Raw genomic sequence first — 4,353 nt, 5'->3', positions numbered from 1 at the left:
CAATTTCACTGAGTCTCGGGTGCAGACAGCCTGGCCATCATTACGCCATTCGTGCGGGTCGGAACTTACCCGACAAGGAATTTCGCTACCTTAGGACCGTTATAGTTACGGCCGCCGTTTACTGGGGCTTCGATTCGTAGCTTCGCAGAAGCTAACCACTCCTCTTAACCTTCCAGCACCGGGCAGGCGTCAGCCCCTATACATCACCTTACGGTTTAGCAGAGACCTGTGTTTTTGATAAACAGTCGCTTGGGCCTATTCACTGCGGCTCTTCTGGGCGTTAACCCTAAAGAGCACCCCTTCTCCCGAAGTTACGGGGTCATTTTGCCGAGTTCCTTAACGAGAGTTCGCTCGCTCACCTTAGAATTCTCATCTTGACTACCTGTGTCGGTTTGCGGTACGGGCACCTATTTTCTATCTAGAGGCTTTTCTCGGCAGTGTGAAATCAACGACTCGAAGACACAATGTCTTCTCCCCATCACAGCTCAGCCTTAACGAGTACCGGATTTGCCTAATACTCAGCCTTACTGCTTAGACGTGCAATCCAATCGCACGCTTCGCCTATCCTACTGCGTCCCCCCATCGATTAAAACGATTATAGGTGGTACAGGAATATCAACCTGTTATCCATCGCCTACGCCTGTCGGCCTCAGCTTAGGACCCGACTAACCCAGAGCGGACGAGCCTTCCTCTGGAAACCTTAGTCAATCGGTGGACGGGATTCTCACCCGTCTTTCGCTACTCACACCGGCATTCTCACTTCTAAGCGCTCCACATGTCCTTACGATCATGCTTCAACGCCCTTAGAACGCTCTCCTACCATTGTCCAAAGGACAATCCACAGCTTCGGTAATATGTTTAGCCCCGGTACATTTTCGGCGCAGTGTCACTCGACTAGTGAGCTATTACGCACTCTTTAAATGATGGCTGCTTCTAAGCCAACATCCTAGTTGTCTGGGCAACGCCACATCCTTTTCCACTTAACATATATTTTGGGACCTTAGCTGGTGGTCTGGGCTGTTTCCCTTTCGAACACGGACCTTATCACCCATGTTCTGACTCCCAAGTTAAATTAATTGGCATTCGGAGTTTGTCTGAATTCGGTAACCCGAGAGGGGCCCCTCGTCCAAACAGTGCTCTACCTCCAATAATCATCACTTGAGGCTAGCCCTAAAGCTATTTCGGAGAGAACCAGCTATCTCCAGGTTCGATTGGAATTTCTCCGCTACCCTCAGTTCATCCGCTCACTTTTCAACGTAAGTCGGTTCGGTCCTCCATTCAGTGTTACCTGAACTTCAACCTGACCAAGGGTAGATCACCTGGTTTCGGGTCTACGACCAAATACTAAACGCCCTATTCAGACTCGCTTTCGCTACGGCTCCACATTTACTGCTTAACCTTGCATCAAATCGTAACTCGCCGGTTCATTCTACAAAAGGCACGCCATCACCCATTAACGGGCTCTGACTACTTGTAAGCACACGGTTTCAGGTTCTATTTCACTCCCCTTCCGGGGTGCTTTTCACCTTTCCCTCACGGTACTGGTTCACTATCGGTCACTAGAGAGTATTTAGCCTTAGGAGATGGTCCTCCCAGATTCCGACGGAATTTCACGTGCTCCGTCGTACTCAGGATCCACTCAAGAGAGACAACATTTTCGACTACAGGATTATTACCTTCTTTGATTCATCTTTCCAGATGATTCGTCTAATGTCGTCCTTTGTAACTCCGTATAGAGTGTCCTACAACCCCAACAAGCAAGCTTGTTGGTTTGGGCTCTTCCCGTTTCGCTCGCCGCTACTAAGGGAATCGAATTTTCTTTCTCTTCCTCCGGGTACTAAGATGTTTCAGTTCTCCGGGTGTGCCTTCTGATATGCTATGTATTCACATATCGATAACATGACATAACTCATGCTGGGTTTCCCCATTCGGAAATCTCTGGATCAAAGCTTACTTACAGCTCCCCAAAGCATATCGTCGTTAGTAACGTCCTTCATCGGCTTCTAGTGCCAAGGCATCCACCGTGCGCCCTTAATAACTTAATCTATGTTTCCACCATTTTTATAAGTCAAACGTTAACATGAAGTTACGTTCTTTTATAAAAAGATTTAAACGCGTTATTAATCTTGTGAGTGTTCTTTCGAACACTAGCGATTATTTCTTATGAATTCAAGCTTATTTAAAACTCTTTATTCACTCGGTTTTGCTTGGTAAAATCTATATTTTACTTACTTATCTAGTTTTCAATGTACAATTTCTTTTTAGTCAAGCGCTCGCATACTGCTTTATTTTCATAAGCAATATCACTTTAACCAAAAAATATTTGAATGTTAAATAAACATTCAAAACTGAATACAATATGTCACGTTATTCCGCATCTTCTGAAGAAGATGTTCCGAATATATCCTTAGAAAGGAGGTGATCCAGCCGCACCTTCCGATACGGCTACCTTGTTACGACTTCACCCCAATCATTTGTCCCACCTTCGACGGCTAGCTCCTAAAAGGTTACTCCACCGGCTTCGGGTGTTACAAACTCTCGTGGTGTGACGGGCGGTGTGTACAAGACCCGGGAACGTATTCACCGTAGCATGCTGATCTACGATTACTAGCGATTCCAGCTTCATGTAGTCGAGTTGCAGACTACAATCCGAACTGAGAACAACTTTATGGGATTTGCTTGACCTCGCGGTTTCGCTGCCCTTTGTATTGTCCATTGTAGCACGTGTGTAGCCCAAATCATAAGGGGCATGATGATTTGACGTCATCCCCACCTTCCTCCGGTTTGTCACCGGCAGTCAACTTAGAGTGCCCAACTTAATGATGGCAACTAAGCTTAAGGGTTGCGCTCGTTGCGGGACTTAACCCAACATCTCACGACACGAGCTGACGACAACCATGCACCACCTGTCACTTTGTCCCCCGAAGGGGAAGGCTCTATCTCTAGAGTTGTCAAAGGATGTCAAGATTTGGTAAGGTTCTTCGCGTTGCTTCGAATTAAACCACATGCTCCACCGCTTGTGCGGGTCCCCGTCAATTCCTTTGAGTTTCAACCTTGCGGTCGTACTCCCCAGGCGGAGTGCTTAATGCGTTAGCTGCAGCACTAAGGGGCGGAAACCCCCTAACACTTAGCACTCATCGTTTACGGCGTGGACTACCAGGGTATCTAATCCTGTTTGATCCCCACGCTTTCGCACATCAGCGTCAGTTACAGACCAGAAAGTCGCCTTCGCCACTGGTGTTCCTCCATATCTCTGCGCATTTCACCGCTACACATGGAATTCCACTTTCCTCTTCTGCACTCAAGTTTTCCAGTTTCCAATGACCCTCCACGGTTGAGCCGTGGGCTTTCACATCAGACTTAAAAAACCGCCTACGCGCGCTTTACGCCCAATAATTCCGGATAACGCTTGCCACCTACGTATTACCGCGGCTGCTGGCACGTAGTTAGCCGTGGCTTTCTGATTAGGTACCGTCAAGATGTGCACAGTTACTTACACATATGTTCTTCCCTAATAACAGAGTTTTACGATCCGAAGACCTTCATCACTCACGCGGCGTTGCTCCGTCAGGCTTTCGCCCATTGCGGAAGATTCCCTACTGCTGCCTCCCGTAGGAGTCTGGACCGTGTCTCAGTTCCAGTGTGGCCGATCACCCTCTCAGGTCGGCTATGCATCGTTGCCTTGGTAAGCCGTTACCTTACCAACTAGCTAATGCAGCGCGGATCCATCTATAAGTGACAGCAAGACCGTCTTTCACTTTTGAACCATGCGGTTCAAAATATTATCCGGTATTAGCTCCGGTTTCCCGAAGTTATCCCAGTCTTATAGGTAGGTTATCCACGTGTTACTCACCCGTCCGCCGCTAACATCAGAGAAGCAAGCTTCTCGTCCGTTCGCTCGACTTGCATGTATTAGGCACGCCGCCAGCGTTCATCCTGAGCCAGGATCAAACTCTCCATAAAAATTATGATGTTTGATTAGCTCATAAATACTAAATAATGTTTGTAACTTATAGTTACGTTTTTTGGAATTAACGTTGACATATTGTCATTCAGTTTTCAATGTTCATTAAAATTATCTATGGAGCGGGTGATGGGAATCGAACCCACAACATCAGCTTGGAAGGCTGAGGTTTTGCCATTAAACTACACCCGCTAATGTAAACGATTATGGGGCGGCTGAAGGGGATCGAACCCTCGAATGTCGGAACCACAATCCGATGTGTTAACCACTTCACCACAACCGCCATGAATTAATAATGGTTCAGGACAGAGTCGAACTGCCGACACATGGAGCTTCAATCCATTGCTCTACCAACTGAGCTACTGAACCGTAATGGTAATAATAATGGC

General features: G+C 47.2%; 3 tRNA genes and 2 rRNA genes. All 5 read right to left on the bottom strand.

The features are described 5' to 3' along the window. Positions 1 to 2,045, bottom strand: a 23S ribosomal RNA gene (locus tag K0778_RS25000); the annotation flags it as partial. Positions 2,046 to 2,411: 366 nt separating this feature from the next. Beyond that, positions 2,412 to 3,963 (bottom strand): 16S ribosomal RNA (locus K0778_RS24995). Between the two features lie 119 nt (positions 3,964 to 4,082). After that, positions 4,083 to 4,156, bottom strand: a tRNA-Gly gene (locus tag K0778_RS24990). 15 nt (positions 4,157 to 4,171) lie between these two features. Beyond that, positions 4,172 to 4,247, bottom strand: a tRNA-His gene (locus K0778_RS24985). Positions 4,248 to 4,260: 13 nt separating this feature from the next. Next, positions 4,261 to 4,333, bottom strand: a tRNA-Phe gene (locus K0778_RS24980). Positions 4,334 to 4,353: the final 20 nt, after the last annotated feature.

Source organism: Escherichia sp. XD33 (assembly GCF_019375075.1).
In the GTDB taxonomy this organism is placed as follows: domain Bacteria; phylum Pseudomonadota; class Gammaproteobacteria; order Enterobacterales; family Enterobacteriaceae; genus Enterobacter; species Enterobacter flexneri_A.
This window is presented reverse-complemented; position numbering and strand designations above follow the sequence as displayed.